At 48.1% G+C, this 24,402-nt stretch carries 28 protein-coding genes and 1 tRNA gene; 16 read left to right on the forward strand and 13 right to left on the reverse strand.

Features of this window, described 5'->3' with window-relative positions; translation table 11 throughout:
• Positions 1 to 169: 169 nt before the first annotated feature.
• Positions 170 to 1,201, reverse strand: a complete 1,032-nt coding sequence (arsB, locus tag CWI70_RS01880) for an ACR3 family arsenite efflux transporter (RefSeq protein WP_126770047.1) — start codon at positions 1,199 to 1,201, stop codon at positions 170 to 172.
• A 111-nt stretch (positions 1,202 to 1,312) separates the two neighbouring features.
• On the opposite strand from arsB, the gene CWI70_RS01885 reads away from it, so the two are divergent.
• The gene (locus tag CWI70_RS01885; RefSeq protein ID WP_126770049.1) at positions 1,313 to 2,059 is read left to right on the forward strand and encodes a VOC family protein; all 747 of its coding nucleotides are present in this window, start codon (positions 1,313 to 1,315) and stop codon (positions 2,057 to 2,059) included.
• Between the two features lie 8 nt (positions 2,060 to 2,067).
• Here CWI70_RS01885 and CWI70_RS01890 read toward each other — a convergent pair whose 3' ends face one another.
• The gene (locus CWI70_RS01890) at positions 2,068 to 3,987 is read right to left on the reverse strand and encodes an acyl-CoA thioester hydrolase/BAAT C-terminal domain-containing protein (protein WP_198677636.1); all 1,920 of its coding nucleotides are present in this window, start codon (positions 3,985 to 3,987) and stop codon (positions 2,068 to 2,070) included.
• A 309-nt stretch (positions 3,988 to 4,296) separates the two neighbouring features.
• Here CWI70_RS01890 and CWI70_RS12530 point away from each other — a divergent pair, with 309 nt between their 5' ends.
• On the forward strand, positions 4,297 to 4,668 hold the full coding sequence (locus CWI70_RS12530; protein WP_373567113.1) for a GreA/GreB family elongation factor: 372 nt from the start codon (positions 4,297 to 4,299) through the stop codon (positions 4,666 to 4,668).
• A gap of 66 nt (positions 4,669 to 4,734) precedes the next feature.
• Positions 4,735 to 5,139 (forward strand): nucleoside diphosphate kinase regulator, encoded by a 405-nt coding sequence (rnk, locus tag CWI70_RS01900; protein ID WP_126770055.1) that lies wholly within the window; start codon positions 4,735 to 4,737, stop codon positions 5,137 to 5,139.
• A 7-nt stretch (positions 5,140 to 5,146) separates the two neighbouring features.
• Here rnk and CWI70_RS01905 read toward each other — a convergent pair.
• Positions 5,147 to 5,223: transfer RNA gene (locus CWI70_RS01905), tRNA-Val, on the reverse strand.
• A 131-nt stretch (positions 5,224 to 5,354) separates the two neighbouring features.
• Positions 5,355 to 5,576, reverse strand: coding sequence for a hypothetical protein (locus CWI70_RS01910; protein ID WP_126770057.1), 222 nt, complete (start codon positions 5,574 to 5,576; stop codon positions 5,355 to 5,357).
• A gap of 95 nt (positions 5,577 to 5,671) precedes the next feature.
• Between CWI70_RS01910 and CWI70_RS01915 the strand changes: the two genes are divergently transcribed.
• Positions 5,672 to 6,133, forward strand: coding sequence for an Rrf2 family transcriptional regulator (locus CWI70_RS01915; protein ID WP_126770059.1), 462 nt, complete (start codon positions 5,672 to 5,674; stop codon positions 6,131 to 6,133).
• Here CWI70_RS01915 and CWI70_RS01920 read toward each other — a convergent pair.
• The 4 genes from CWI70_RS01920 to CWI70_RS01935 form a co-directional block, all read right to left on the reverse strand.
• Entirely contained in the window at positions 6,087 to 7,286 is a 1,200-nt protein-coding gene (locus CWI70_RS01920) for a vWA domain-containing protein (RefSeq protein ID WP_126770061.1), read from the reverse strand. The genes CWI70_RS01915 and CWI70_RS01920 overlap by 47 nt on opposite strands.
• The gene (locus CWI70_RS01925; RefSeq protein ID WP_126770063.1) at positions 7,286 to 8,122 is read right to left on the reverse strand and encodes an AAA family ATPase; all 837 of its coding nucleotides are present in this window, start codon (positions 8,120 to 8,122) and stop codon (positions 7,286 to 7,288) included. The genes CWI70_RS01920 and CWI70_RS01925 overlap by 1 nt, the downstream gene beginning before the upstream one ends.
• A gap of 8 nt (positions 8,123 to 8,130) precedes the next feature.
• Positions 8,131 to 8,517 (reverse strand): DUF6746 family protein, encoded by a 387-nt coding sequence (locus tag CWI70_RS01930; protein WP_126770065.1) that lies wholly within the window; start codon positions 8,515 to 8,517, stop codon positions 8,131 to 8,133.
• 86 nt (positions 8,518 to 8,603) lie between these two features.
• A complete protein-coding gene (locus CWI70_RS01935) occupies positions 8,604 to 9,668 on the reverse strand; it encodes a DUF3080 family protein (protein ID WP_157980846.1) in 1,065 nt (354 codons plus the stop codon).
• Here CWI70_RS01935 and CWI70_RS01940 point away from each other — a divergent pair.
• Positions 9,667 to 10,275 (forward strand): riboflavin synthase subunit alpha, encoded by a 609-nt coding sequence (locus CWI70_RS01940; protein ID WP_126770069.1) that lies wholly within the window; start codon positions 9,667 to 9,669, stop codon positions 10,273 to 10,275. The two genes, CWI70_RS01935 and CWI70_RS01940, sit on opposite strands and share 2 nt — an antisense overlap.
• Positions 10,276 to 10,359: 84 nt before the next feature.
• Here CWI70_RS01940 and CWI70_RS01945 read toward each other — a convergent pair whose 3' ends face one another.
• Complete coding sequence (locus CWI70_RS01945; RefSeq protein ID WP_126770070.1) at positions 10,360 to 10,554, reverse strand: CPXCG motif-containing cysteine-rich protein; 195 nt, start codon at positions 10,552 to 10,554, stop codon at positions 10,360 to 10,362.
• Positions 10,555 to 10,648: 94 nt separating this feature from the next.
• The gene (locus CWI70_RS01950) at positions 10,649 to 11,539 is read right to left on the reverse strand and encodes a DMT family transporter (RefSeq protein WP_126770072.1); all 891 of its coding nucleotides are present in this window, start codon (positions 11,537 to 11,539) and stop codon (positions 10,649 to 10,651) included.
• Between the two features lie 139 nt (positions 11,540 to 11,678).
• Between CWI70_RS01950 and thrS the strand changes: the two genes are divergently transcribed.
• The 7 genes from thrS (at position 11,679) to CWI70_RS01985 (ending at position 18,580) form a co-directional block, all read left to right on the forward strand.
• The gene (gene thrS, locus CWI70_RS01955; protein WP_126770074.1) at positions 11,679 to 13,595 is read left to right on the forward strand and encodes a threonine--tRNA ligase; all 1,917 of its coding nucleotides are present in this window, start codon (positions 11,679 to 11,681) and stop codon (positions 13,593 to 13,595) included.
• 19 nt (positions 13,596 to 13,614) lie between these two features.
• Positions 13,615 to 14,157 carry a translation initiation factor IF-3 gene (gene infC, locus CWI70_RS01960; RefSeq protein WP_126770076.1) on the forward strand — a complete coding sequence of 181 codons (543 nt, stop codon included), beginning with the start codon at positions 13,615 to 13,617 and terminating at the stop codon, positions 14,155 to 14,157.
• A gap of 76 nt (positions 14,158 to 14,233) precedes the next feature.
• Positions 14,234 to 14,431: a 50S ribosomal protein L35 gene (rpmI, locus tag CWI70_RS01965; protein WP_026862320.1), complete on the forward strand. Its 198-nt coding sequence runs from the start codon at positions 14,234 to 14,236 to the stop codon at positions 14,429 to 14,431.
• 16 nt (positions 14,432 to 14,447) lie between these two features.
• Positions 14,448 to 14,801, forward strand: coding sequence for a 50S ribosomal protein L20 (gene rplT / locus CWI70_RS01970; protein ID WP_126770078.1), 354 nt, complete (start codon positions 14,448 to 14,450; stop codon positions 14,799 to 14,801).
• A gap of 100 nt (positions 14,802 to 14,901) precedes the next feature.
• The gene (pheS, locus tag CWI70_RS01975) at positions 14,902 to 15,882 is read left to right on the forward strand and encodes a phenylalanine--tRNA ligase subunit alpha (protein WP_126770080.1); all 981 of its coding nucleotides are present in this window, start codon (positions 14,902 to 14,904) and stop codon (positions 15,880 to 15,882) included.
• 13 nt (positions 15,883 to 15,895) lie between these two features.
• Entirely contained in the window at positions 15,896 to 18,283 is a 2,388-nt protein-coding gene (gene pheT / locus CWI70_RS01980; RefSeq protein ID WP_126770082.1) for a phenylalanine--tRNA ligase subunit beta, read from the forward strand.
• A 3-nt stretch (positions 18,284 to 18,286) separates the two neighbouring features.
• Positions 18,287 to 18,580 (forward strand): integration host factor subunit alpha, encoded by a 294-nt coding sequence (locus CWI70_RS01985; protein ID WP_126770084.1) that lies wholly within the window; start codon positions 18,287 to 18,289, stop codon positions 18,578 to 18,580.
• Between the two features lie 73 nt (positions 18,581 to 18,653).
• Here CWI70_RS01985 and CWI70_RS01990 read toward each other — a convergent pair whose 3' ends face one another.
• The 3 genes from CWI70_RS01990 to CWI70_RS02000 form a co-directional block, all read right to left on the reverse strand.
• Positions 18,654 to 19,343, reverse strand: coding sequence for a ChrR family anti-sigma-E factor (locus tag CWI70_RS01990; RefSeq protein WP_126770086.1), 690 nt, complete (start codon positions 19,341 to 19,343; stop codon positions 18,654 to 18,656).
• On the reverse strand, positions 19,336 to 19,920 hold the full coding sequence (locus CWI70_RS01995) for a sigma-70 family RNA polymerase sigma factor (protein ID WP_241967802.1): 585 nt from the start codon (positions 19,918 to 19,920) through the stop codon (positions 19,336 to 19,338). Before CWI70_RS01995 ends, CWI70_RS01990 begins: the two co-directional genes overlap by 8 nt.
• A 94-nt stretch (positions 19,921 to 20,014) precedes the next feature.
• A complete protein-coding gene (locus tag CWI70_RS02000; protein WP_126770090.1) occupies positions 20,015 to 20,626 on the reverse strand; it encodes an LON peptidase substrate-binding domain-containing protein in 612 nt (203 codons plus the stop codon).
• Positions 20,627 to 20,773: 147 nt separating this feature from the next.
• On the opposite strand from CWI70_RS02000, the gene CWI70_RS02005 reads away from it, so the two are divergent.
• The 4 genes from CWI70_RS02005 to CWI70_RS02020 are packed head-to-tail and all read left to right on the forward strand — an operon-like array spanning position 20,774 to position 24,393.
• Positions 20,774 to 21,712, forward strand: a complete 939-nt coding sequence (locus CWI70_RS02005) for a YbgA family protein (RefSeq protein ID WP_126770092.1) — start codon at positions 20,774 to 20,776, stop codon at positions 21,710 to 21,712.
• Positions 21,713 to 23,116 carry a deoxyribodipyrimidine photo-lyase gene (gene phrB / locus CWI70_RS02010; RefSeq protein WP_126770094.1) on the forward strand — a complete coding sequence of 468 codons (1,404 nt, stop codon included), beginning with the start codon at positions 21,713 to 21,715 and terminating at the stop codon, positions 23,114 to 23,116.
• A 60-nt stretch (positions 23,117 to 23,176) separates the two neighbouring features.
• Complete coding sequence (locus CWI70_RS02015; protein ID WP_126770096.1) at positions 23,177 to 23,680, forward strand: nuclear transport factor 2 family protein; 504 nt, start codon at positions 23,177 to 23,179, stop codon at positions 23,678 to 23,680.
• Complete coding sequence (locus CWI70_RS02020) at positions 23,677 to 24,393, forward strand: SDR family NAD(P)-dependent oxidoreductase (protein ID WP_126770098.1); 717 nt, start codon at positions 23,677 to 23,679, stop codon at positions 24,391 to 24,393. The genes CWI70_RS02015 and CWI70_RS02020 overlap by 4 nt, the downstream gene beginning before the upstream one ends.
• Positions 24,394 to 24,402: the final 9 nt, after the last annotated feature.

Genomic DNA, 24,402 nt, shown 5'->3' on the forward strand with positions numbered 1-24,402 from the left:
GCGCAAAGGTTCATGACCTTGACGCGATCATGCGGGTAAAAAATGGAGATTTAAAGCTACAGGACGAGGACTTACTACTAATAAAGCGTCGTAAAGGAGGTTTATCTTTCAAATTCTTATCCAACGCCGCCCACAATACGCTCATTCCTACCGAAGTCAAACTTTATCGTTATTTATTTTCATAAGGCGTAAACCAATGTCGAGTTCTATTGGCGAACCATACGAGTGATAGCATTACGGGAACCTCAACTAATACTCCAACGACCGTAGCAAGCGCGGCTCCGGAGTTGAGTCCAAAAAGCGAAATGGCAACTGCTACTGCAAGTTCAAAGAAGTTTGAGGTGCCGATTAAACATGCTGGAGCAGCGATGTTATGTCGTAAACGCATTCGTCGTGCAATGAAATATGTCAGAGCAAATATTCCATACGTTTGAATAAGAAGCGGTATGGCGATGAGTACTATCACTTGTGGCTTAGCTAAAATCGTTTCGGCTTGAAACGCGAAGAGTAATACGACGGTCGCTAATAAGCCCAAAATAGACCAAGGCTTCATGAGCGCTAAAAAGCGCGTCAAACGTTGGGCATTACCTTTACCGTCTAGTATTCGACGAGTAAAAAGTCCTGCAATTAGGGGGATTACAACATAAAGTACCACTGACAAAAGTAAGGTATCCCATGGTACTACAATGTCCGTTACCCCGAGCAGTAGGCCGGCAATCGGGGCAAAGGCAAAAATCATAATGACATCATTAACCGAGACTTGGACTAACGTATAATTAGCATCGCCTTTAGTGAGTTGACTCCAAACAAAAACCATAGCTGTACACGGTGCAACGCCCAGCAAAATCATACCTGCGATATATTCATCAGCGGTTTTTGGGTCAACGAAATCAGCGAAGAACCCCTTGAAGAATAACCAGCCTAAAAATGCCATTGTGAACGGCTTAATTAGCCAGTTAACAACTAAGGTCAAAATTAAGCCGCGAGGGTTTTTGCTGACATCTTTTATCGATGCGAAATCTATTTGGACCATCATTGGGTAAATCATCAACCAAATGAGCGCAGCGATGACTAAATTAACATGCGCATACTCCAAGGCGGCCACGCTTTCAAACAAACTAGGCGCGATGCTTCCAGCAATAATGCCACCTATAATGGCAAGCCCGACCCACATAGATAAAAAGCGCTCAAATAAGCCCATAGTCAGATGGTTCCAGTTTTCTTTTGGTGTTTGAAGTTAAAGTTGGTTTTTGCATTTTTTTAGGACGTTGTCTAGGCTACTTCTAAAAAAATAATCGACAGGGAATTGGTTATGCTTTTTTCGTCAGGAAAACGTTCATCTTTTTTTATCTTCATTTCGGTCTTTTATCTTGGCATTGCCATTGTAGGTTTCTTTCCTAGTTTCTTACGTGGCGTCGACACGGGGCTTACGACTATCCCCTGGATCATTCATCTACATGCATTAGCGATGATGGGCTGGTTGACGCTGGTCATATTGCAAGCTTGGTTAGTTCGACAAGGCAAAATGTGGTGGCATTACGGCTTTGCGGTTTGTGGATTTATGCTTGTAGCGCTAGTTTGGCTCACTGGGATGGGGTTATCGACAAACACACTGTTCTTTGAAGTGCCCGATCATGTGAAACCGATTATTTATAAGTTATTCGGCTTAACGATTGCCGCCGTCGCACAAATTCTCGTGTTCTATCTTGCCGCTATGATTGCGGTGCGATTTTCGGTTCACACCCACAAAAGATTGATTCTCTTTGTTTCGTTTTCAATTCTCGATGCTGCGTTTTTCAGGATGCTTTGGCTACCGGGGATTACCGGTGCCGCCGGCCCTATTTGGCCTCTGCACCTTTACCATCTTTTGATTCTTGCGCCGTTGGTTTGGTTCGACGTTCGTACACTGGGGCGATTGCACAGCGCGACACTCGCGGGTTTGTTATTGGTTATGGTCTTAAAGCTAGCTTCAGTTTGGGCTTGGAATAGCGACCAGTGGCTCGAATGGGCAGCCGCTATTGAAATGGCCATAGGGGAGTGGTGGACGCCGCTCTATTAGAGTGGCGGCTATTGGCGCGAACTCCAAATGCTTCCAATGATGCGATACAGGTTCTGTTGGTCAAAGTTGTAGTCGGATTCGGTGGCCACGCGATGCACAAATACTAAGTCTGAGGCCGGGTAGACGCCAAGCATGTGGATACCGACACCCGTGTGATAGAAGGACGTCGTTGCACGCTCCTCGTTGGGGTTAATGACGTTCCACAGCATACCGTAGCCAAAATCCATGTAGGAATTGGTTACCGAATACGATGTTGTGCTTTGTTCAATCCAGTCAGCGCTGACAAGCTGCTGGCCTTGCCACTCGCCATTGTTGGCGTATAACTGGCCGTAAAGGGCCATATCATAAGCACTCATACGCATGTGGTAGGCAGGGTACTTTGATTTTTCAGGCTCGTAGTAATAAAAACCGTCAACCTTGAGCTTCGAAATATCGGTGTCTTCGCTGATTGTTGTGAAAGTGCCTTGGTAATCCAACATACCAAGAGGCTTAGCGATTTCGCGGGCGAACGCGTCATAGATGCTCTCACCAGTAAGCTTTTCGAAAATAGCTCCGGCGGTGTTGAAGTCCCAATTATTGTAGACGTAATGCGCGTCGGGTTTCTTACTGTGGCGTTCAGGCATGGCCGCTAGCATTGCTTCATTAGTCGCTGCCGAAGGGTGGTAAACCCCACTTCTCGATTTTAAAAGATGACGCACGGTTGCTGATTTTTCGGTTTCTGATAAACCATGAATGTCGTCAATTTCAAGCTCGGCAAGGGTTATATCTAAATCGATAACACCGCGCTCACTATAGATGCCATACAATGAATTTAACATCGCTTTGCGAATAGAGTGGATCGTATGTTTTTCGTGAATATCACCAAATTCAAAAGCGATCTCGCCATTTTCCATTAGTACCATGGAGGAGCTGCCTGCTTGCTTTACAGTCTCACGTAATTGGGCGAGTTTCGCTTGGTCGAAGTTGCTTTCTTCTGGTCTAGTCCGGCAAATCGGCGCTTTGAAGATTTTAACCATTGCCTTTAGCGATGCATCTTGTGCTGATTGATTTGCTGAAGGATTCCCTCCAAGCACAATCGTAGTTCCGTTTGGTGTGGTTACTTCGGTTATATCGTTAGGTGCGCCGGGCGCAATCACGTGACCAGCGTCGTTAAAGTAAAAGGCTTGTACTTTGCTTGGTTGCTGCGCTTCAACGAATTGCTGTTTTAGCGTTTGAGCCATTTCAGCGGAGGGCCATAACCGATCATCAGTGCCCGCCAGCAACAGAACTTGGCCCGCGATATCAGTCACGGGTATGCGTGCAGAGTCCGCATCTGCATGTTGAAGATCGCTGCGGAAGTAGTCGACACCTACAAACTTAGTTACGTCATAGTTCGGGTTAGAGTGTCGAGGAACATAACTTATTGGCTCTCCGTTGAACGTCCAAGCTGCGCTAGTATTCCCAGCACCTCCCCAAACGTGCGAGCTAGGTGAAAGTGCGGCAATTGGTGCAAAATTAGAATTGTGTGCACCTAGCAACAACGCTAGTTCCGCGCCGCGAGAGCTTCCTACAACACCGATTTGTCCGCATTGATTACGGCTGAGCTGCGGGTGCTGATCAATAAATTTCAGAGCGTTCGAAAAATATTCGAGCGGTATTTCATTGAGTGTCGCAGGTACACCATCGATGCCGAAGTAAGCCACGGCGAGCGCGGCAATGCCTTGCTCGGCAAGCTCCTGAGCGGTGGCGGCCGCACTTTGATAGCCGCCATCTGAGCCTCCTAAAACGATGACCGTCGAAGTTGGTTCAGTGGCCTTAGGCGCAACGAGCAAAGCTTGGAGCTCATCGGTTGCGACTTTTTCTACTAATAAATGACTTGGGTATCCTTTTTCGCCGCAACCACTCATGGCGGTAACGGAAATAACAATGGCTGTTAATAGGCGTCGCATAGTTTTGTTCTTATTGTTCGTTAGATAAGCATTCATTTAAGGCCGAAATAAGTGTCTTTGCAAGTAACTGAATGCAAACAAATATTTCAATGGCAGGGGAGCTTGCTAAAAAAAGTCGTTGGGCTATCATAGAGCTCTACACCGCTGAGGGGCTTATGTTTAAGTCGAGTTACACATTACTGAGTACCGATCTCACCTTTCCAATTTAAGCCGGGCGCAGCTGCTGTGTCCGGCATGCAATTCTTGTTGTTCGAAAACACCTAAATCTTAACCACATTAAACATTCGGAGAAGCATCGTGCTTAGGCGCATGTTGAACGTTTGTAGCAGATCGAACTGTACGCGTCAGCCTATTTTCCAAGACGCGAGTCAGTACATTTTGTTACAGCCTCAAAGATTGCAATCGTTGTTGAATAATTTGGATACGGCTTCGCATCAGCGCTCGCGTTTCGATGTCTGTGTAAGAGTCGGCAGTACCGTCACGCTGAGACAGCGGGCGAGCGGTGAACAAATCACCTTTCAAGTGGTGATACCGCAAAGGGCCGTGCCGCTAGAACATAAGATTTCGATACTTTCACCCATCGGTAGCGCCGTGCTCGGATGCCACCGCGGCGCGAGAATCAAACTCGATTGGCGCGGCCAAGAGAGTTGTTGGGAAGTAATGAATATTAATAGTAAGTGATTGAATCGAAGACTGATAAAGGCTCTTCGGAGCCTTTTTTCTTGGCAGTAGTTAAGGAGAATTAGAATGACCAAGCCAGAAATTATTTTAACGCAACGTGACCTTGACGCCATTGAGATGGGGCTGATCGACGCGACACTAACACCTGAATTTATTGATGCACTCGAAACCGAGTTGGCGCGCGCAAAAATCGTTAAGCCTGCTGACTTGCCAGACGACTGTGTGGCGCTTAATCAGCAAGTAACCTTTCGCGTGGTCGAGACGGATAAAGTTTTCACTCGCACCTTGGTAGTGCCAGGAAAGGCGCGTAGCGCCGATGATAACTTATCTGTGTTTGCACCGCTGGGCGCTGCTTTGATTGGCTTAAAGGTAGGGCAGAGCATTCAATGGCAAACCAATCGTGGTTTACAAACCGTAGAGGTTTTGGGTGTTGCAGCTGGTGGAGATCAGCAAATGGATAATGCGGGCTAAGAATAATTGGTACGACCGAGTGGATTCGAACCACCGACCTCTACCATGTCAAGGTAGCGCTCTAACCAACTGAGCTACGGTCGTACATTTTGAAATGCCTGTTCACGTTGCGTGAACGGCCGCTATATTATTCATTCTGCGGTTTACGTGCAAGCCATTTTTGCGAAAAATAGCGGTTGCCTAGGCTGTTTGTCTAACATTTCAGCAATTGCTAACTAACGTAGGACTTGGCCGAGCTGATTCTGTGCAATCAAGCGAACTACATACGAAACTTTAAACAATCCGGCTAAGAGTATCTGCAAAAAATGTAAGACCGCGATCAACATAAGTGGTAGTTCTGCTTCCATTCCCCAAGCGCCGTAGGCGACAATGATAAATAAGGTAAGAAAAACTACCATTGCAGTGTTTGCGCTGCGCAAAAGTGTTTCAGCTTTCATAACCAACATCCTTAATGCATGTTTTATAATATGCATTATTCATGTATCTTTGTTGAAGATCAAGCTTTGAACATAGAAAACAATAGGCCTAAGTGATGCAGTTAAAAAAGTATACCGATTATGGTTTGCGGATCCTGATGTACCTCGGCACCAAAGAGGGCGTTGATGGGCGTTCTAGCGATGATGCTAAAGGTAAGTTAACCACGATAAAAGCGATTTGCGAGACCTTTGATCTCTCGAGCAATCACGTTAACAAAGTCGTTCATCATCTCGGCCGATTGCAGCTTATTGAAACGCGTCGTGGTAAGAACGGTGGCTTTTTCTTAGCCAAAGCTCCCAATGAGATTCGCTTAGACTATGTGATACGCCAACTTGAAGGTGATGAGCCATGGATTGAGTGCCATAACCCATACTGTGTGGCACTACCAGCGTGTGAACTGAAGGGCATTGTAGCGCGCGGTAAGGAACTGTTTTACGACTATTTGCACGAATTTACGCTAGCGGATTTACTTAAGAAACGGGGGCAGTTACAGCAGATTTTTTCAACAGCGTCGTAATTGCCTCGCTAATACCATCGAGGGTCATCGGGTACATGCGTCCGCCCATGAGCTCGTGCATCATATCGATAGAATGATGCCACTTCCAATGCTCTAGCGGTTGCGGATTAAGCCATACAGCATTATCAAAATGATTAAGCAAACGGCGCATCCACACCTGTCCTGGTTCTTCGTTCCAATGTTCAACACTACCACCAGGATATGCTATTTCGTAGGGCCCCATGGTCGCATCGCCGACAAAAATGAGTTTGTAGTCGCGCCCATATTTATTAATCAGCTCACGTGTTGAGGTTTTTTCGCTAAAGCGCCGCTCGTTGGATTGCCACACTTCCTCATAAACACAGTTGTGGAAGTAATAAAACTCAAGGTGCTTAAACTCGCTACGCGCCGCGGCAAAAAGTTGCTGGCATTCATAGATGAAGTCATCCATCGAGCCACCGACATCAAATAACAGCAATACCTTAACTGCGTTATGGCGCTCTGGGCGCCATTTTAAGTCAAGCAAGCCGGCTTTTTGTGAAGTTGCACGAATCGTTTCATCCAGATCGAGCTCTTCTGCGCTGCCGGTACGGGCGAATTTACGCAGCTTACGCAAAGCGAGTTGCATGGTGCGGTTGTTCAGCTCGCCCTCGGTGTCGAGATCACGAAACTCGCGCTTGTCCCACACTTTGGCCGCTCGGCGGGCATTCGAACCGTCTTGGCCGATACGAATGCCTTCGGGGTTGTAACCATAGGCACCAAAAGGCGAGGTGCCGCCGGTACCAATCCATTTATTGCCGCCGGCATGACGTTCCTGTTGTTCCTTCATGCGTTGTTGAAAGGCCTTCAGGAGCTCATCTAGGCCACCCATACTTTGCAGCTTAGCTTTGTCTTCGTCGGTGAGTTGACGCTGCAGCGAGCGGCGTAACCAGTTTTCTGGAATAGCACTACTAAGGTCGACTTGTTCGACACCTTCAAAGTACTCGGCAAAGGCGCGGTCAAAACGGTCAAATTGGCTTTCGTCTTTAACTAAGGTTAACCGGGCAAGGTAGTAAAACGCTTCAACGTCGGCAAACACCACTTGCTTCTCAAGCGCTGAAAGCAAATCCATAAGCTCGGTAATACTGGTTTTCAAACCGTGCTTGCGCAGTGTAAAGAAAAACTCAATGAGCATTAGCTTTCTCGACGGCGGGTCATAAACGCTAGTTTTTCAACAAGCTGCACGTCTTGCTCATTTTTAAGTAGGGCGCCGAACATGGGCATCAGTCCGTTGCTAGCTTTTAAATCACGTACACCAATATCTTCAACCAAAAGTAGCTTCAACCAGTCAATGAGCTCTGAAGTTGAAGGCTTTTTCTTTAAATTGGGTAGCTTGCGCACGTCAAAGAATACTTCGAGTGCTGTTTGTAGCAGTTCGCGTTGAATATCAGGGTGATGCACGCGAACAATTTGCGCCAAAGTTTCAGCGTCCGGGAAGTTAATGTAGTGAAAGAAGCAACGGCGCAAGAATGCATCTGGCAGCTCTTTTTCATTGTTCGAAGTGATCACCACAATCGGGCGGTGCTTCGCCGTAACCTGTTCACCAGTTTCATACACATGAAATTCCATTTGATCGAGCTCGTGCAACAAATCATTTGGAAACTCAATATCAGCTTTATCGATTTCATCGATCAGCAACACTGGACGCTCAGGCGCTGTGAACGCCTGCCAGAGCTTACCGGGTTTAATGTAATTGGCAATATCGTGTACTTTGTCGCTGCCCAATTGGCTATCGCGCAAACGCGAAACAGCATCATACTCATACAAACCTTGCTGTGCTTTGGTGGTCGATTTGATCTGCCAACGTAGCAAGGGCACGCCAAGACTTGCGGCGAGCTCTTCCGCAAGTCTTGTTTTACCAGTACCAGGCTCACCTTTTAATAAGAGGGGCTTTTCAAGGGTTACAGCAGCGTTGACTGCCAGTGCTAGTTCGTCCGCGACGATGTAACTCGAGGTACTGCTAAAGCGCATAAGTGTCCTTATTTTTTAACGATTTTACCGGTCGATTCGAGGTAAACCTTACCTTGTTTTTGTACCGTTTCAAAATCCATGCTTTCTGATGCGAGGTGCACTTCTTCGAGCACCTCTTGCATGGTGTCTACCTCTTCATCGAGGCGTTGCAGGGCATTTTCAAGGGTGTAGCTCAGCTGGTGAATGGTCGCCATATCATTTGCGGTCAACTCCTCTTTCGCCATGATCTGCTCAAGCTTGGCATTGAAATTCGCCAAATTAAATAAAGCTTGATCCAAGTTTTTCGCTGGTTGGCCTTTGAAATGCTCGTAACGTTGTTCCTCGTCTGCTTGCAATGTAGGCGCATGCAAGCCGATGGCTGCGGTTAGTGCAAGTACAGTCAACTTAAGTTTCATAACTACGTCCTCTTGATTCAATAGGGGTCTTAATGAGAATTATTATCAATAATATCGCAGAAAAGTCGATACACCAAGAGAGGTAGTTAGCCTGGAGTAAAGTCACAGGCTGCAAAGAACCGTTGCCATGGCTTGACATGACCTTTACTGCGTTCGTTTAACTTGTCGGTTAATTGCATCAGACGTTGAATATAGTCTTTTAAAGCTGCCTGTTCACTGATTACCGCAAGCTGGGCAAGGCGCTCATTCACAAGATAACCTTGGCGGGTATAACCAGCGAGCTCAGGTTGAACTTTAGCGATAAAGAATTTAAGGAAGACCGTATGCAATACCTCTGGGCGTTGCGGTCTTCCTTTGCTGCTACAGCCAGCCAGACCCACCAGGTCTTCGGTTAGGGGCGCTAGCTGTTGTAAGTAAGCCTCTAAGGTATGTAAGGAACGCCACAAGCGGGGCAGGTAGTCTGATTGATGCAGCTGTTCGAGCGCACTTTCGAGTTGTTCACGTGAGACCTGTGGCGGTTGCTGCGAAGGCTCTTGTAATACCGCTAGCACATGGTCGAGGGACGCTAGGGCATTGGCAAACGCAGCATCATCGGGCGCTGCTAGTGTACTTGGTGCGAAACGTAAACTGTGACGCAAGGCGTCATCGGTCGCAATCGCGAGTTGTTTGCTGGCTGCAAGGGTCTGTCGTTTTTCTTGTAAGGCACTCGCTAAGCGCTTAGCGAGTTGTGCTTCACCCGCCTGCTCGAGTTCCGTTACACAGGTCTTCATCGCTTGCGTGAGTTGAAGATCGGTGAAGTAGCGACTGATACCTTCTTCAAGCTTTCCTAAAGCACTGTTGCGCTGTGCAATGAGTTGCCCCGCCGCACATTGGTCAAGGCGCCATGAGTCAAGGAGCGAAACGCTAATGCGTGGAACCTGCACGCGAAGGTCGCGGCTATTCGGCAATTGCGGAAAACTTACAGGTTGGTAGGCAATAGGCTCAAGTTGCAAGGTGTTGGCGACGCGGCGCTGATAATCATCAAGCGCTGTTAGCGCCGTCGGTACTTCACTACAGGAGCTGACTAAGAGCGCCACGAAGACGTAGCCAAGGCCGCTCAGAGGCCGTACAATAGAGCCTACTAATTGTCGTTGGAGCCAGTCGCGCATCATGTTTACCGGTATCGTACAAACCCAAGCTGAAATTATTGCCATTGAACAACGTGAACAATTTCGTCAGCTGACCTTACAGGTAGCACCGCAATTTCTAGAGAATCTCGAAATAGGTGCCAGTATTGCTATTAACGGTTGTTGTTTAACAGTGGTTCAATTTACCACAGATACCGTGCGTTTTGACGTCATTGATGAGACTTTGAAACTTACCAACTTGGGCGAGCTTAAAATAGGCAGTGAAGTTAACCTGGAGCGTTCATTAAAGGTTGGCGACGAAATCGGTGGCCACCATGTATCCGGTCATATTCATACCACCGGCACCCTTGAGACAATGACCGAAACGGCTGACAACGTGGCCATGTGGATAGCTTTCCCAGCAGAGTTTAAACCTTATGTGTTTGCTAAAGGCTTTATCAGCGTCAATGGTGCGAGCCTTACAATAGGCCAAGTACACGATAGTCAGTTTTCGCTCCATTTAATCCCTGAAACGTTGCGCCTAACAAACCTTGCTGATTTAACGCCGGGCGACAAGGTAAACCTAGAGTTCGATCAACAAACCATCACCATCGTCGACACCGTCAATCGCTACCTAGAACAAAAACGTTAAAAGCGCTATTAGCTGTTCGCACGCTCGCTTGCGCTCGCTCTTTGTTTAAACAAACAGCAAACAGCGAATAGCGAACATCGCTTTTTATTCTTCTAACACTTTGACGATGATTTTGTCTTGTGCGTCGTCGACGTGAACATCTAAATGCACATCACTGCCGCAGGCCGGGCATTCATCTTGATAATCTTGATCACCTTGCGAGACATCAATGCTCACATGGATTTGATGGCCGCAGTGAGGGCAGCGCACTGCGGCGTCGTGAAGTTTTTCAACATTCATAGCGAGCCTCTCGCTTTTGCATTCAACCTAAACTGATTATGGTGCAAAGAAGTTATTCCCGCCACGTAAAGAAGCTAAGCGTTGTGTAAAGAGATCAACGCAAAAACAGCAAAGCGATACCGACTGCGGCGATAAGTGCTCCAGCAATACTGCGCAACGTGGGCGGCTCGCCCCGCCACCATTGAATTGGGATAAGCCAAAGGGGAGCAGTGGCGAGTAGCGTTTGCGCGAGTCCGGGGTGCAGGTAGGCAATAGCGGTTTGTTGCAACCAAATAGCTAAAAAGGTGCCCATAAAAATGGCAACCAGCAACCAAGGCAGCGACGTATGGCGTAGCGCAGCTTTGGTTTGTAGAAACATTTTGGGCTTTAATAAAATCAGTGCAACGGTAAGCGCAGCCGTGCCAGCGGCGAGACGTACGAAGGCCGCTTGCAGCGGATTTACATTAAAGCTCGCTAAAGCCTCAAATGCCATCACAAGACCCAAAGCTTGGCACAACGCCGCTCCCGTTGCCGCGGTCATCCCTGAAACGTTCAAGTGCGCCTGAGGGCGTTGTGAGTTACGCTCGGTGGTAATAACGATGATGCCGACCAGCACCACGAGTGCCGCTAGTAATTCGCGTGCGGTCATCGCCTCCTGTAACCACAGCCAAGCTATACCTGCCGCAAAGGGTGGGGCTAAGTATTCGAACAGCATGGTATACCAAGGGCCAATACGGCGCAGCGCGGTGAAGTAGAGTGTATCGCCAACCGTGATGCCGATGACCCCACTGGCTAAGAGTAACCATGCCGCCGCACTACCATCAAACTGCACCAATTGCTGCGTTATAAGGCCCACAATAAACAGCAGGGGGACTGCGACAAAGCCTTTGACGAGGTTTAATTGGCTAGCCGACAAATAGCTTCCCGCCTGACTGTAAAGCAGGGTAGCAAGGGCCCAAAAGAGCGCGGCAAAAAGGGCGGCCAAGGGGCCAAGAATTGATTCCATAGCGCGCTATCATACCCGCCCGACAAAACAAGTCCAAGCGTTGCATTGCGTGCGCTGCAGCCATGCGGTATAGTGGCCGCTTCTCGTTGAATCACAAGTGACACTTGGTAGGTGCCACCACTGTTAAAGGAACAAAAGAATGCCTGTAGTAACGCTGCCTGATGGAAGTCAACGCGCTTTCGATAAACCTGTCTCTATTCTCGAAGTAGCTCAAGATATCGGTCCTGGCCTCGCAAAAGCGACTGTGGCCGGCAAAATCAATGGTGAACTGGCCGATGCCTGTGACCAGATTACCGAAGACGCGACAGTCCACATTATTACCCCGAAAGACGAGGAAGGCGTGGAGATCATCCGCCACTCGTGTGCGCACCTGTTAGGCCATGCGTTAAAACAACTGTTCCCACAAGTGAAAATGGCGATAGGTCCGGTCATTGATAACGGTTTTTATTACGACGTTGACCTTGATAAAGCCCTAACCCAAGACGATCTTGACGCGCTCGAGAAGCGTATGAAAGAACTGGCAAAGACTGAATACGAAGTGGTGAAAAAGAAAGTGAGCTGGCAAGAAGCTCGCGAGACTTTTGTTGAACGCCACGAACCGTACAAAATTGAAATTCTTGATGAAAACATAAGCCAAGACGATCGTCCTGCGCTTTATCATCACGAAGAATACACTGACATGTGTCGTGGTCCGCACGTACCGAACATGAAGTTCTGCCAGCATTTCAAAATTATGAAAGTGGCGGGTGCGTACTGGCGTGGCAGCTCTGACAACAAGATGTTGCAGCGTATTTACGGCACTGCATGGTCAGATAAGAAACAACTAAAAGCTTATTTACAGCGTCTTGAAGAAGCTGAAAAACGTGATCACCGCAAAATTGGTAAGTCACAAGATCTCTTCCACTGGCAAGAAGAAGCGCCGGGTATGGTGTTCTGGCATCACAACGGCTGGACCGTGTTCCAAGAACTTGAGACCTATGTGCGCGAGAAGTTGCGTGAATATAATTACCAAGAGGTGAAAGGTCCGTTCATGATGGACCGCGTACTGTGGGAAAAATCAGGTCACTGGGAAAAATTCTCAGAACTGATGTTCACCACTGCGTCAGAAAACCGCGAGTATGCGATTAAGCCGATGAACTGCCCTGGGCACGTACAAATCTTTAACCAGGGTTTGAAATCCTACCGTGATTTGCCGCTGCGCATGGCTGAGTTTGGCTGCTGTCACCGTAATGAACCTTCGGGTGCATTGCATGGTTTGATGCGTGTACGCGGCTTTACGCAAGATGATGCGCACATCTTCTGTACGCCTGAGCAAGTGCAAGAAGAAGTTAGCGGCTGTATTAAAATGGTTTATGAAACCTATAAAACCTTTGGTTTCGAAGACATTGTCGTGAAACTTTCAACGCGTCCAGAAAAACGTTTGGGTGATGATGCAACGTGGGATCATGCCGAGCAAGCGCTCGCTGAAGCACTGAAGAACAATGGTATTGAATTTGAATATCTGCCCGGTGAAGGCGCCTTCTATGGTCCAAAAATTGAATTCACGCTGCATGACTGTTTAGGTCGTGCTTGGCAGTGCGGTACCGTACAGCTCGACTTCGCCTTGCCAGGCCGTTTAGGCGCAACTTATGTGGGCGAAGACAACGAGCGCCACACGCCGGTGATGATTCACCGTGCGATTTTGGGCTCGCTTGAGCGTTTTATGGGTATTCTTATTGAAGAATATGCCGGTTATTTCCCAGTTTGGCTTGCGCCAACACAGATTGTGGTGATGAATATCACCGATAATCAGGCTGATTTCGTCAAAAATACCGTAAAAGAGTTGAATAAACTCGGATTTAGGGCGACAGCCGACTTGAGAAATGAGAAAATAGGCTTTAAAATTCGCGAACACACATTAAAACGTGTTCCTTATATGTTGGTTGTCGGCGATAAAGAAGTCGAGAACCAAGCGGTTGCGGTACGTACCCGTCGCGGTGAAGACCAAGGCGTAAAAGGCCTGGAGCAATTTATTGCAGAGCTGCAAGACGAAGTACGTAGTCGCAAAATTAGTTAATTGATTGGAGGAATGACCCATTAAAGGCGGAAAAAGAACTCAGAAAGCTGCTGACAAAAATCGTATCAACGACGAAATTCGCGTTAATGAAGTGCGCTTGATCGGCGTTGAAGGTGAACAGATTGGTGTCGTAAGTATTCAAGAAGCTCTTGAGAAGGCCGAAGAGGCCGGTGTTGATCTGGTGGAAATTAGCCCTAATGCGGAGCCACCAGTATGTCGTCTGATGGATTATGGCAAGTTCCTCTACGAAAAAGCTAAGAACGCGAAAGAGCAAAAGAAAAATCAGAAACAGATTCAGGTTAAGGAAGTTAAATTCCGTCCTGGTACTGATGAGGGCGATTATCAGGTAAAACTACGCAACCTGACTCGCTTCCTCGAGGGAGGTGACAAAACTAAAGTCACCGTTCGTTTCCGTGGCCGTGAAATGGCGCACCAAGAACTCGGTATCGAATTGTTGAATCGTATCAAAGACGATTTGCAAGAGATATCAACTCTTGAGTCGTTCCCGAGACGGGCTGAGGGTCGCCAGATGATTATGGTTCTGGCCCCTGCTAAGAAGTAACTGTGGTCCACAAGTAGGTAGGCATTGGCCAACCTCACCCTGTTACACTTGTAGTTAACAATGCGGAGTAGTTTTCATGCCGAAAATGAAATCGAAAAAGGGCGCATCTAAGCGCTTCAAAAAAACCGCTTCAGGCGGCTTTAAATGTAAACAGTCTCATTTGCGTCACATCCTGACCAAAAAGAGCTCAAAGCGGAAGCGTCACCTGCGTGCTAAAAGCATGGTGCACGAAGCCGATGTTGGCTTAGTTCAGCGTATGTTACCGTTCGCGTAAGGAAAGGAGATAGCAAATGGCACGAGTAAAACGTGGTGTGATCGCGCGTGCGCGTCACAAGAAAGTCCTGAAGCAGGCGAAAGGTTATTATGGTGCTCGTTCACGTGTTTATCGCGTAGCGAAGCAAGCAGTTATCAAAGCAGGTCAATATGCATACCGTGACCGCCGTCAGAAGAAACGTCAATTCCGCCAATTGTGGATTGTGCGTATCAACGCTGCGGCACGTCAAAACGGTTTGTCATACAGCCGCTTTATCAACGGTTTGAAAAAAGCATCTGTTGAAATCGATCGTAAAATTCTGGCAGACATCGCAGTTCATGACCAAAATGGTTTTGCTGCGCTAGTAGAGAAAGCAAAAAGCTCTCTATAAGCCATGAATAAAGTTGAAAAAGGGAGCGTCACTGCTCCCTTTTTTTATGGTTTTTCGCTATTATAAGCGCTTTCAAAAGAACACATCACCGAGGAAGGTCATGGAGTTAAATGACATTGTTGCGAAGGCCGAAGCTGCCATCGCTGCCGCTACCAGTCCGCAAGAGCTTGATGCTGTGCGGGTTGAGTACATGGGCAAAAAAGGATTATTGACCGAACAGCTGAAAAGTTTAGGTAAATTGTCGGCGGAAGAACGCCCAGCAGCGGGTCAAGCGATCAACCAAGCCAAGCAAGAAGTTCAGCAGGCGATTAATGCGCGTAATGAAGAGCTTAAACAGGCTCAGCTTGCCGAAAAACTAGCGGCAGAGCGTATCGACGTGACTTTACCTGGTCGCCGTGCGGCGGTTGGCGGTTTTCACCCAGTGACGCAAACGATTCAGCGCATTGAGCAGTTCTTCGGTGATTTAGGCTTCCGTGTTGAAGAAGGTCCAGAAGTTGAGGATGATTTCCATAACTTTGACGCGTTGAATATTCCTGCGAATCATCCAGCTCGTGCTGATCACGACACATTCTACTTTACGCCGAAAACCATGTTGCGTACGCAAACCTCGGGCGTACAAATCCGCACCATGGAAAAAGAACAACCGCCATTGCGAATCATTTCGCCAGGGCGCGTCTACCGCAACGACTACGATCAAACGCATACGCCAATGTTCCATCAAGTTGAAGGCTTAATGGTCGATACGGATGTGAGCTTTACCCAGTTGAAAGGTATTTTGGAAGACTTTTTGGTGAACTTCTTTGAGGAATCTCTCGAAGTGCGTTTCCGCCCATCTTACTTCCCATTTACCGAACCGTCCGCAGAGGTGGATGTGCGTCGTAAAGACGGTCAATGGTTGGAAGTATTGGGGTGTGGGATGGTGCATCCAAAGGTATTGCAAGCAGTGGGTATCGATAGCGAAAAATATACCGGATTTGCCTTTGGTATGGGCGTTGAGCGTCTGACCATGTTGCGTTATGGCGTTAACGATTTGCGTGCGTTTTTTGAAAACGACGTGCGTTTTTTGAAACAGTTTAATTAGTTCGGGTGCAGTGATGAAATTTAGTGAAAAGTGGTTACGTAGTTGGGTAAACCCCGCACTTGATCAAGTCGCTCTGGCCGAGCAATTGAGCATGGCTGGTCTTGAAGTCGACGATGTCACACCTGTTGCTGAAGCCTTCAGCAAAGTAGTAGTGGGTGAAGTCACGAAATGCTGGCAACATCCAGACGCAGACAAGTTGCAAGTTACCGAAGTCAATATTGGTGAAGCTGAACCCGCGACCATCGTTTGCGGTGCGCCGAATTGCCGCCAAGGGCTCAAAGTTGCGGTGGCGACCATTGGTGCCGTGTTACCCGGCGACTTCAAAATCAAAAAAGCGAAGCTACGCGGTCAGCCGTCGCACGGCATGCTGTGCTCGAGTTCAGAGCTGGGCTTGAACGACGATCACGATGGCATCCTTGAATTGCCTCAAGATGCACCAGTTGGTATGGACTATCGTGAGTACCTAGAGCTCAACGATGTGACATTCGACGTTGATCTAACACCGAACCGTGCCGACTGTCTTGGTGTGCGTGGTATTGCGCGTGAAGTTGGCGTGTTAAACCGCATTGAGGTTAATGAACCTGAAATCAAACCAGTTACCGCGAGTCATCAAGAGCAGCGTGCGATTGTACTTGATGCGCCAGAAGCTTGTCCGCGTTATCTGGGGCGTCTAGTCCGTGACGTGAATGTTACTGCTGAGTCGCCATTATGGCTAACCGAGCGTTTACGTCGTAGTGGTATTCGTAGCATTGACCCCGTAGTCGATGTTACCAACTACGTCTTGCTAGAGCTTGGCCACCCAATGCACGCGTTTGACCATGATAAGCTTAGCGGTGCGGTGCATGTACGTATGGCGAAAGCCGAAGAAAAGCTTACCTTGCTTGACGGCAATGAAGTCACATTGCAGGACGATGTCTTGGTTATTGCAGACGAAGAAAAAGCGCTAGCGATGGCCGGTATTTTCGGTGGCGAAGGCAGTGGTGTCACCGTTGATAGTAAGAACATATTCCTTGAAAGCGCCTTCTTTGCACCAGAGGCGATTGCTGGGCGTGCCCGCCGCTTTGGCCTGCACACCGATGCCTCACATCGTTATGAACGTGGAGTTGATCCTGAGTTGCAGCGCACTGCCATGGAACGTGCTACGCAATTGATCATCGACATTTGCGGTGGTGAAGCGGGTCCGATTGTCGAAGCGAAAGATGAGCGCTTTATTCCGCAACCGCAACAAGTCACCCTACGCCAAGCACGTCTTAACAAAGTGTTAGGTATTGAACTTGATGCCGAAGAAGTCACCGAAATTCTCGAACGCCTTGGGTTTGGTGTGAGCTTTGCGGATGCGACTTGGCAGGTGACCGTTCCGACGTTCCGTTTTGATATTAGTATCGAAGAAGATCTGATCGAAGAAGTCGCGCGGATTTATGGTTACCACCGTATTCAAGCGGCAGCGCCTGCAGCACAACTGCGCATGGTGGCGCGCCAAGAGGCACATGTTAGCACAGTGAAATTAAAGCGCTTGCTGATCGATCGTGGCTACCAAGAAGCCATCACCTACAGTTTTGTTGATCCAAAGCATCAAGCCTTATTATTTGATGAAACTGCAGCGCTAACTTTGCCATTCCCGATCAGTGTGGAAATGTCATCGATGCGTGTTAGCCTCTGGCCTGGTCTACTCGGCGCGGTTGCGCATAACCAGAAACGCCAGCAGCAAAGCCTAGCTTTTTGCGAGACAGGTTTACGTTTTGTTCCAGATGAACGCGCAGAGAATGGTGTGCGCCAAGAAGCGATGATTGCTGGCGTGCGCGCCGGTAAAGCCACTGCTGAACATTGGCAAGAGGGTGAACGTGCCGTTGACTTTTTTGATGTCAAAGGTGACGTTGAAGCGCTACTTGCGTTAACTGGCGAAGCTGAAGCCTACACCTTTGTAGCTGACTCTCATCCAGCGCTGCATCCTGGCCAAGCAGCTGCCATCTTCAAAAATGGCAAATGCGTCGGTTATGTTGGTGCTGTGCATCCGCAGTTTGAGAAGAAACTCGGTCTCAATGGCCGTACTTATGTATTTGAACTCGAACTAGCGGCAGTGCAACAGCGCGCAGTGCCGCAAGCTCAACCTGTTTCGAAGTACCCATCGATTCGTCGTGACTTAGCCATTGTTGTTCCGATGCAGTTAGCTGCGGGTGAAGTTCTCAAGGCTATTGAAAATATTGGCGTAAATCATTTAGTTGGCCTAAACTTATTTGACGTTTATGAGGGTTCTGGCGTTGCTGACGGTTATCGTAGTTTAGCGTTATCGTTAACGTTGCAACATCCAGAGCGCACGTTAGAAGATCAAGAGATCAATACTGCGGTTAAAGCAGTGGTTGATATGCTGACCAACGAATTTGGGGCAACCCTTAGGGAGTAAGCTATGGCGCTGACCAAAGCAGATATGGCTGAACATTTGTTTGATAAATTCGGTATCAATAAACGTGATGCTAAAGATCTGGTTGAGAACTTTTTTGAAGAAATTCGTCGTACGTTAGAGCAGGGCGAAGAAGTAAAGCTCTCAGGTTTTGGTAATTTTGAACTGCGGACCAAGAACGAACGTCCAGGTCGTAACCCGAAAACCGGTGAAGATATTCCTATTTCGGCGCGCAGAGTCGTGACGTTCCGTCCCGGACAAAAACTTAAGCAACGGGTCAGCAACGCAAAACCTAAGTAGTTACGAAAAGCAGTTACAAAAAAGCCGCTCAGTTGAGCGGCTTTTTAATTGGCGATGATAGAGAGTGTGTAGCTTATTTAAAGAACAAGCTACTAAACGGATTGAGCAAGCGGCTCAAACCAGAAGTAAACTGCATAGGTGCGTCTAACGCAGCTAAGGTAAGGCAGTCTTCGTCGCGAGTTTCAGGGGTGTGCTTCACTGAACCATCTAAAAAGACGAAGTCACCATCTCGGTACTCAGCTGTTTCATCGTTGAATACACCGTTGACCACCAAGGTTGCTTCACGGCCTTTGTGGGTGTGCTCTGGAACTCTTGTGCCCTTGTCCATATAGATAAAGGTGAGGACGTCTTCACCACCGATCTGAACAGGCGCACGCCACATTTGGCCGATCAACTTGTGCCATTCACCAATCCGGTGCTGACTACGCGCTAAAGTTGCCGGCAACTTAAAGCGCTTACCTTCAAGCACAAGCTCATCTGCCAACAATCCGGTGATGCGGCTCTCGTCACGGGCAGGAGTTTGCGACATGATCTGTTGCAACATCGCATCGCCGTTGAAACTATCGTTCGCGGCAAACAGCTCTTTAGGTGCTTGCTCTTGACCAAAGAGTTTATTGGCAACCGTATTTTCCATGTCGCGCACTTGCGTTTGGCAATGTGGGCACATGTCAACATGGGTACCGACCATCATTAGCATCGCTGGACTCAAGTCACCAGTGACGTAATGGAATAAATGTTCTTCGTTAGGGTGAAATTTAATCATCGCTATGTATCAACTCTCTTAATTTCTGTAAAGCTAATCGCGTGCGAGACTTAACGGTACCTAGCGGAATACCGAGTGCGTCTGCGACTTCCTGTTGTGATTTCCCTTCCACATAAATCAATTCGATGACAATACGCTGAGCCTTTGGCAAAAGTTCACAATAGCCTGCAAGCTGTTGCATCAATAGGTCATCATCGAGGGCATAGTCATCATCTAAACTATCGTTTTGTTCGGCGAGAACCGGCCATAATTCGTCGGCACTTAAATCATGCTGACGATGTTTGTTCTTTCTGAGGAAATCAAAACGGATGTTGCGTGCAATAGTAAATATCCACGTTGAGGCAGAACCTCGATCTGGCTTGAATAAGTGTGCTTTGTTCCAGACATTCGTCATGGTTTCTTGAACCAAATCCATCGCCGTTTGTTCGTTACCGAACTGGCGAGTGGCGTAGGCTTTAAGGCGCGGCGCGAAGTAACTAAACAATTCACTAAATGCTTGGCGAGATTGTTCGGTTGCAACAAGGGCGAGTAAAGCCGCAGCGTGGTCTGGGTCATCAGGCTGCGCAGAGGACGTCATAGGTTTCCGTTTTAGTTGTGTAGCGGTCACTGTCTGCATAGTAATACCTGTCCGAGGTTTCCTCAAGTTACTTTCCGTTACGTGAGTTGTATAACTACGGATCACTTTTCCGTTCACTTTCGTGAATTAACCCTGCAAGGTAGTCCAACGTACGTGAACAACAAGGCTCTTTTAATAATTCCTGTTTCACTTTGGCGTCCACTGGGAGTAGTTCAAGCCAGCGCTGACAAATCCAATCAGCCCGAGCTAAACGATCATCAGTTGGGCACTCGCCTAATTCAGGGTACTCACCGTAGACCTGACACAAGCGTTCGGCTAGATGACTGTAGCTAGTGGGCAAGGGTGTAGGCTGCCAAGGTTCACGTATGGCAACTTCACCACGACGCAAACCATCTGAGTCAACGCTGATGGTATTGATCTGGCATGGCTCGATACCCTCAACGGTGATCCCCAGCAGACCATCATCGCGGTGTTCAAAGTCAATCACACGAGCGAGCGTGGCAACTGGATGAATGTGGGTATTTTGCTCTACCGAACCGTTGTCGTTGAACATACACATGCCAATACGACCGTCATCGCCTTGCGCACAGACCTCTCGTACCATCCGCAAGTAGCGTGGTTCAAAGATCCGCAAGCGCATGATGCCGCCAGGCAAAACATGGCCCGAGAGCGGGAACAATGGAATGTTGTTTAGTACAGGGTTCATAGTTAATGCCTCGTAGGAAACATCGCTTGTTTCACTTGATATTCTGTGGTTACGTTAACTCAGTAAATTGAGATCGATTTTTATGAACTTTTTTTTACTTGCAGCGTACTGGTCTGCAAGGGATTTAATCGATGTTTGAGAGTAACTATGCAAACTATAAAAGTTGGGATCAGTGCTTGTTTGTTAGGGGATGAGGTTCGCTTCGATGGCGGCCATAAACGTTCGGCATTCTGTACCGATGAATTGGGGCGACACGTCGAGTTTGTGAAGCTGTGCCCGGAGGTTGGCATCGGCATGCCGGTACCACGGCCAACCATTAGGTTAGAAAGTCGTGAGCATGGCGTGCGTGCGATTGTGCCGAAAACTGGTGAGGATGTGACCGAACGTTTAACTGATTTTGCCGACCGTGCTAAGGGACACCTGACCCAAATAAGCGGCTATGTTCTCTGTGCGAAGTCACCAAGCTGCGGTATGGAACGGGTCAAGTTGTATAACCCTGAAAACGGTCATGCACGTAAAGAAGGTACGGGTATTTTTGCCGCACAGTTGCAACAGCGTTATCCGGCGCTACCGTTAGAGGAAGATGGACGCCTAAATGATCCTGCTTTGCGCGAAAATTTTGTCATGCGCGTATTTGTTTATGCAGCTTGGCAGGGGCTCTCACAGTCACCAAGTAAAGCCGATTTACTGGGATTTCACACCAGCTTGAAACTTTTACTGTTGGCGCACAACCAACAAGTTTATCGGGAGTTAGGTCGTCAAGTTGCGCAACAGCAAGAAATGACGGCTGAGTTTCTTAAGAGCTATATAGAACAAGTCATGCAGGCGTTAGCGGAACCAGCAACGCGGGCGAACCACACAAACGTATTGCAGCATATCCAAGGTTACTTCAAATCGGTGCTGAGTGACGACCAGCGTGCAGAATTAACGGATGCCATTCTTGCATACCGCCAAGGAATTGAACCGCTGTTGGTGCCATTAACGTTGCTACGTCATTACCTTCGTGAGTTTCCAAATGATTATCTAGCTGGGCAACGCTATTTAAACCCTTATCCAAAAGACCTAAAACTGCGATATGGACTCTAAATGACACAGTTAATATGGTTTCGTAATGATCTGCGGCTACGCGATAACCCCGCTGTGGTAAATGCACTGCAAAAAGCGGGGCCGAAAAATAAGGTTTATGGGCTTTATCTGTATAGTGAAGAGCAGTGGCGGCGGCATGACTGGGCGCCGATGAAGGTCGATTTGTTACGCCGTCATTTGCAAACCCTCCAGCAGGAGGCCGCGGAGTGGGGTATTGAACTCCACCTGAAGGGCTGTCGTGATTGGCAGACTGTACCTCGTGTGGTTCGGGACTTTTGTGCTGAACACGCTATTTCGAGTGTAAGTTTTAATCGTGAGTACCCGGTACATGAACAGCGTCGTGATCGCGCGACCCAAAGCTGGCTTGACGAACAAGGCATCGCGGTGAGTACGTTTCATGGCATGGTATTAGTACCACCTATTTTGCGCACCCAAGCCGGTGAGTACTATAAAAAGTTCACGCCTTACTATAAATCTTGGTTGGCTCATCTGCGTCAAACAGGACTTCCGCAACCTTATACTAAACCAGAGCGAGCAAGCGTGGCCGCACCAAGTTTTCCTGAGCGTTTTGATTACCCTGAGCGGGATAGTGGCGCATACGTTGTTGGTGAGGAAGCAGCTTATCGGTTGCTGAAAAGCTTTGTTGCAGAGCGTGTGGCTGACTATGACCAAGACCGCGACTTACCAGCTATTCATGGTACTTCGAAATTGTCACCCTATTGGGAACTTGGGGTGCTCTCGCCAGTGACGGCAGCGCGTTTGTTACAGCAGCATGCGCCAGAGTTTCCTGCTGGTCTGCCCGATGGTGCTGCAACTTGGTTGAGCGAGTTGGCTTGGCGTGAGTTCTATCAGCATTTAATGGATGCCGTGCCACGTTTGAGCTATGGCAAAGCGTTTCAGGCACATACGGATGCGTTTGCATGGAGTCAAAACGAAGAACATTTTAGTGCATGGTGTGAGGGCAAAACGGGTTATCCGATCGTTGATGCAGGCATGCGCCAGCTGCAGCAAGAAGGTTGGATGCATAACCGTGTACGCATGATTGTGGCGAACTTTCTGGTGAAAGATCTACATATTGATTGGCGCCGTGGTGAGCAATTTTTCATGCAAAACCTCATCGACGGAAGCTTTCCGGCCAACAATGGCGGCTGGCAATGGAGTGCATCAACAGGGACGGATGCGGTGCCGTATTTCCGCGTTTTCAACCCAACTTCGCAGAGTAAAAAGGTTGATCCTGATGGCAGCTATATTCGTAAATACGTCAAGGAATTAGCGAATTGCCCGGTAAAAGAGATTCACGCACCAGCACAGTGGGCGCGTGCAGCCCAAGTCGACTATCCCAAGCCGATTGTTGATCATGCGCAAGCGCGGGAAACTTTTCTAAGGAAATTCAAAGCGCTTTAGCTTTAACGACTATACTGGTTGATAAGCTAAATGTAGAGGGCGAGACGGAGGTGAAAGCTTATGTCGAAACAAGATAGTAATAGTGAAAACCAACAGCCTAAAGACCGCACTGAAGAGCTTGAGGCGCAAGAAGATCAGCCTGAAATAATTAAACGTCTACTCAACTATTATGATGAGTTCAGTGATGTAAATATCGATAAGCTTGGCGATCTTTATCATGACGAGGTCACCTTCATCGATCCTATTCATCAGGTCCACGGCTTAGAGGACTTACAGCATTACTTTAAGCACACCATGGAAAACGTCGAAGAATGTCATTTTGCTTTTACCGATTATGCGCAGAACGATGATCATCTGTTTGTAAATTGGCAGATGCGGTTGATGCACCCAAAACTTGCAAATGGGCAGGAAATTGTTGTGCCTGGAGTGAGCCATATGGAGTTTAAAGACGACAAGATCATTATGCAGCGTGACTATTACGACATGGGTGCGATGATTTATGAGCATGTAACTTTACTGGGTTACATCATTGGCAAAGTCAAAGCACGAATGGTGCCAGCATGAATATCCTGATCACTGGAGCAACCTCAGGCATCGGCAAGCAATTGACGCTCGACTATGCCGCTGCGGGCCATCATGTGGTGGCATGCGGACGTAACCAGCAGGCTTTAGACGAGCTGCAGAACATCGATAGTAACCATATTGCTGGGCAACAACTCGATATCTCCCAAGCCGATGAGACTGTCCAAGCGCTGCGGAGCTTTACCGATCTCGACGTGGTTATTCTGGCGGCTGGCGTTTGCGAATACCTAGATATCGATAACTTTGAAGCCGATTTATTTGCTCGTGTATTTGAGGTCAATGTTGTTGGCACTATGCGTTGTGTCGAAGCGCTGCTGCCGAATCTTAAAGCCGGTGCGAAGTTGGTGATAGTAGGGAGCACAGCTAGGTTGTTGCCGTTCACACGCGCCGAAGCTTATGGTGGCTCCAAAGCTGCGATTCACTACATAACCCGAAGTTTACAAGTTGACTTAGCGCAGCGCGGCATCAAGGTTTTACATGTATCGCCCGGTTTCGTTGAAACGCCTATGACGGCGCAAAATGATTTTGAAATGCCGATGCAAGTCAGCGTTGATTTCGCTTCGCAAGCGATCCGCAAGGGCATTGAGAAAAACAAAATTGATATCACTTTTCCGCGTATGTTCGGTTGGTTTCTTAAACTGGCTTCGCGCTTACCCCAAAGTTGGCAAGTGGCGCTATCGCGTCGTATGACGTAACTCGCCTCG

The sequence above is a fragment of the Pseudidiomarina homiensis genome, from assembly GCF_003987225.1.
GTDB lineage: Bacteria > Pseudomonadota > Gammaproteobacteria > Enterobacterales > Alteromonadaceae > Pseudidiomarina > Pseudidiomarina homiensis.

What these genes read in the sequence shown, in the direction of transcription:
- CWI70_RS01995 (WP_241967802.1), bottom strand. Translation starts at nt 19,920, where the DNA reads ATGACGTCCTCTGCGCAGCCTGATGACCCAGACCACGCTGCGGCTTTA.
- CWI70_RS01920 (WP_126770061.1), bottom strand. Translation starts at nt 7,286, where the DNA reads ATGCTCATTGAGTTTTTCTTTACACTGCGCAAGCACGGTTTGAAAACC.
- CWI70_RS01940 (WP_126770069.1), top strand. Translation starts at nt 9,667, where the DNA reads ATGTTTACCGGTATCGTACAAACCCAAGCTGAAATTATTGCCATTGAA.
- CWI70_RS02020 (WP_126770098.1), top strand. Translation starts at nt 23,677, where the DNA reads ATGAATATCCTGATCACTGGAGCAACCTCAGGCATCGGCAAGCAATTG.
- CWI70_RS02005 (WP_126770092.1), top strand. Translation starts at nt 20,774, where the DNA reads ATGCAAACTATAAAAGTTGGGATCAGTGCTTGTTTGTTAGGGGATGAG.
- CWI70_RS02015 (WP_126770096.1), top strand. Translation starts at nt 23,177, where the DNA reads ATGTCGAAACAAGATAGTAATAGTGAAAACCAACAGCCTAAAGACCGC.
- CWI70_RS01910 (WP_126770057.1), bottom strand. Translation starts at nt 5,576, where the DNA reads ATGAAAGCTGAAACACTTTTGCGCAGCGCAAACACTGCAATGGTAGTT.
- CWI70_RS02000 (WP_126770090.1), bottom strand. Translation starts at nt 20,626, where the DNA reads ATGAACCCTGTACTAAACAACATTCCATTGTTCCCGCTCTCGGGCCAT.
- CWI70_RS01890 (WP_198677636.1), bottom strand. Translation starts at nt 3,987, where the DNA reads ATGCGACGCCTATTAACAGCCATTGTTATTTCCGTTACCGCCATGAGT.
- CWI70_RS01915 (WP_126770059.1), top strand. Translation starts at nt 5,672, where the DNA reads ATGCAGTTAAAAAAGTATACCGATTATGGTTTGCGGATCCTGATGTAC.
- CWI70_RS01945 (WP_126770070.1), bottom strand. Translation starts at nt 10,554, where the DNA reads ATGAATGTTGAAAAACTTCACGACGCCGCAGTGCGCTGCCCTCACTGC.
- CWI70_RS01985 (WP_126770084.1), top strand. Translation starts at nt 18,287, where the DNA reads ATGGCGCTGACCAAAGCAGATATGGCTGAACATTTGTTTGATAAATTC.
- thrS (WP_126770074.1), top strand. Translation starts at nt 11,679, where the DNA reads ATGCCTGTAGTAACGCTGCCTGATGGAAGTCAACGCGCTTTCGATAAA.
- CWI70_RS01930 (WP_126770065.1), bottom strand. Translation starts at nt 8,517, where the DNA reads ATGAAACTTAAGTTGACTGTACTTGCACTAACCGCAGCCATCGGCTTG.
- phrB (WP_126770094.1), top strand. Translation starts at nt 21,713, where the DNA reads ATGACACAGTTAATATGGTTTCGTAATGATCTGCGGCTACGCGATAAC.
- rpmI (WP_026862320.1), top strand. Translation starts at nt 14,234, where the DNA reads ATGCCGAAAATGAAATCGAAAAAGGGCGCATCTAAGCGCTTCAAAAAA.
- rnk (WP_126770055.1), top strand. Translation starts at nt 4,735, where the DNA reads ATGACCAAGCCAGAAATTATTTTAACGCAACGTGACCTTGACGCCATT.
- CWI70_RS01885 (WP_126770049.1), top strand. Translation starts at nt 1,313, where the DNA reads ATGCTTTTTTCGTCAGGAAAACGTTCATCTTTTTTTATCTTCATTTCG.
- arsB (WP_126770047.1), bottom strand. Translation starts at nt 1,201, where the DNA reads ATGGGCTTATTTGAGCGCTTTTTATCTATGTGGGTCGGGCTTGCCATT.
- CWI70_RS01925 (WP_126770063.1), bottom strand. Translation starts at nt 8,122, where the DNA reads ATGCGCTTTAGCAGTACCTCGAGTTACATCGTCGCGGACGAACTAGCA.
- CWI70_RS01935 (WP_157980846.1), bottom strand. Translation starts at nt 9,668, where the DNA reads ATGATGCGCGACTGGCTCCAACGACAATTAGTAGGCTCTATTGTACGG.
- CWI70_RS01950 (WP_126770072.1), bottom strand. Translation starts at nt 11,539, where the DNA reads ATGGAATCAATTCTTGGCCCCTTGGCCGCCCTTTTTGCCGCGCTCTTT.
- pheS (WP_126770080.1), top strand. Translation starts at nt 14,902, where the DNA reads ATGGAGTTAAATGACATTGTTGCGAAGGCCGAAGCTGCCATCGCTGCC.
- rplT (WP_126770078.1), top strand. Translation starts at nt 14,448, where the DNA reads ATGGCACGAGTAAAACGTGGTGTGATCGCGCGTGCGCGTCACAAGAAA.
- pheT (WP_126770082.1), top strand. Translation starts at nt 15,896, where the DNA reads ATGAAATTTAGTGAAAAGTGGTTACGTAGTTGGGTAAACCCCGCACTT.
- CWI70_RS12530 (WP_373567113.1), top strand. Translation starts at nt 4,297, where the DNA reads ATGTTGAACGTTTGTAGCAGATCGAACTGTACGCGTCAGCCTATTTTC.
- CWI70_RS01990 (WP_126770086.1), bottom strand. Translation starts at nt 19,343, where the DNA reads ATGATTAAATTTCACCCTAACGAAGAACATTTATTCCATTACGTCACT.